General features: G+C 71.0%; 2 protein-coding genes. One reads left to right on the top strand and one right to left on the bottom strand.

What is annotated here, in order from left to right; genetic code table 11:
- On the bottom strand, nucleotides 1-1,061 hold a 1,061-nt coding region (locus Q0066_RS06805), incomplete at its 3' end, for a winged helix DNA-binding domain-containing protein (RefSeq protein WP_298131397.1).
- 74 nt (nucleotides 1,062-1,135) lie between these two features.
- Here Q0066_RS06805 and ald point away from each other — a divergent pair.
- A complete protein-coding gene (gene ald, locus Q0066_RS06800; RefSeq protein ID WP_298131394.1) occupies nucleotides 1,136-2,254 on the top strand; it encodes an alanine dehydrogenase in 1,119 nt (372 codons plus the stop codon).
- Nucleotides 2,255-2,395: the final 141 nt, after the last annotated feature.

Genomic DNA, 2,395 nt, shown 5'->3' with positions numbered 1-2,395 from the left:
TCCACCGCATCCGCAAGGTGCGTCCGTCGAATCGCCCGGACGCCCGGCAGCCGCTCCACCGTCAGCTGCCGGCGGCGTCCGGATCCGGTGATCCGCCAATGCCCGGCCAGCCGGTTGCCGACCAGCACCGGGGCCAGCAGTTGGCCGTTGGCCTGCTTCCACAGCACGTCGTAGTGGCCGGCGTCGACGAACCGTTCCCGTCCGGCCGGGTCGTAGCCGCACAGCAGCGCGTCGAATTCGGGCAGCAGCCGGACGCCGTCGAGCTCGACCGGTGCCGGGGCGTCCGGGAGATCCAGGTAGGTCCGGCCGTCCGGACCCTCCTCGGTCGCCAGCCCCAGCCGGGCCAGCGCGGCATCCACCCTGGTCAGGCCCAGCCCCGACCACCAGGCCAGGTCGTGCCGGCTGGCGGGTCCGTGGGCGGCGACGTGGTGCCGCAGCAGCGCGTCGACGGCCGCGTCGGTGTCGGCGAGCACCGCGGAGCGGTCGCCGAGCAGCGCGGACGCCGTCCGGTAGCCCGGGGCACCCTGACCGACCCAGTCGCCACCCAGCGGACGCCGGATCAGCCCGCCGTGTCCGAACGCGAAGTAGCGGCCGGAGGTCCCGGGGAAGGCCGGTGCCGCGTCCGGGTCGTGGGTGGCGAGCCAGCCCATCAGGTGGTCGGCGAGTTCTGCCGGGGTGCGCCAGTGGTCGAAGGCGAATTCCTCGATGCCGGCCCAGACCTGCTCCAGGGTGCTGCCGGCCAGCCGCAGGGTACGGGTCCACAGCGTCCGCTGGCCGAGCCGGGTGGCCACCTCCAGCAGTGGATGCTGCTCGGCGACGCTGGTGTGCACGGTGCCGCGCAGGCTGCTGCCGCGGACGATCGCGAACGATTCGTAGGCGGCGGTGATCGCGTCCCGGGTGATCCCGGGCCGGCGCGCGGCCAGCCCGACGAACACCGAGCGCGCCGTCTGGGACTGGATCGGTCCGACCCGGCGCAGCAGTCCGAGGACGTCGTCCGGCTCGCCCTCGGTGGGGAACTGACGGGCCACAGTGCGGGCGGCCAGTTCGTCCCAGGTCAGCATTCCCGCAGCGTATGCCCTACTGGAGCGGCAACCCCGGTTCTACACTGCTGGCACCAGCGGCCGAAGGAGCACCGATGAAGATCGCCGTCCCCACCGAGGTCAAGAACAACGAGTACCGCGTCGCGATCACACCGGTGGGTGTGCACGAACTGACCCGGCGCGGACATGAGGTCTTCGTGCAGGCCGGCGCGGGCCTAGGCTCGTCGATCACCGACGCCGAGTACGCCGGCCAGGGCGCCACCATCCTGCCGGACGCCGACGCGACCTGGTCGACCGGTGAACTGGTGATGAAGGTGAAGGAGCCGGTGGCGTCCGAATACGACTACCTGCGCGACGACCTGGTGCTGTTCACCTACCTGCACCTGGCCGCCGACCGGCCGCTGACCGAGCGGCTACTGAGCGCCGGCACCACGGCGCTGGCCTACGAGACGGTGCAGTTGCCGAATGGCATGCTGCCGCTGCTCTACCCGATGTCGGAGGTGGCCGGCTGCCTGGCGCCGCAGGTCGGGGCGCACGCGATGATGAAGGCCCAGGGCGGACGCGGCGTGCTGATGGGTGCCGTCGGAGGCGTCCCGAACGCCAAGGTCGTGGTGCTCGGTGGTGGCGTGGCCGGCCAGAACGCGGCCAACATCGCGCTCGGCATGGGCGCCAGCGTGACCATTCTGGACACCGATCTGGAGAAGCTCCGGATGACCTTCTGGCGCTACGACAACCGGGTGCAGGGCATCGTGTCGACCGCGCTCAGTGTGCGCGAGCAGGTGCTGGCCGCCGACCTGGTGATCGGCACCGTGCTGATCCCGGGCGCCAAGGCGCCGAAGCTGGTCACCAACGAGATGGTGGCGCAGATGCGGCCCGGCTCGGTGCTGGTCGACGTGGCGATCGACCAGGGCGGCTGCTTCGAGGATTCGCACCCGACCACGCACGACGATCCGACCTTCACCGTGCACAACTCGATCTTCTACTGCGTGGCGAACATGCCCGGCGCGGTGCCGAACACCTCCACCTGGGCACTCACCAACGCCACCCTGCCCTACGCGGTGCAGCTCGCCGGCAAAGGCTGGCGGCAGGCCTGCGCCGAGTCGCAACCGCTGGCCCTCGGCCTGAACACGGTGGCCGGCACGATCACCTGCCCCGGCGTCTCCGCCGCCTTCGGTGACCTACCGACGACTCCTCTACCGGACGTCCTCGGCTGACCGGACCCTCGTCATCCCGGCGGGCGATTCTGCTCATCGGTGGCTGCGACACCGGCCAGCTCGCCCCCTCTCCCGCGCAGTTCGTCCGATCGCGCGATCCACCACAGCTTTCGGCAAAGGCTCACTGCTTTCGGGATATTT

This window comes from Micropruina sp. (assembly GCF_027492755.1).
Classification (GTDB): domain Bacteria; phylum Actinomycetota; class Actinomycetes; order Propionibacteriales; family Propionibacteriaceae; genus Micropruina.
The sequence above is the reverse complement of the archived record's forward strand: the minus strand, read 5'-3'. Positions and strand labels throughout refer to the sequence as shown.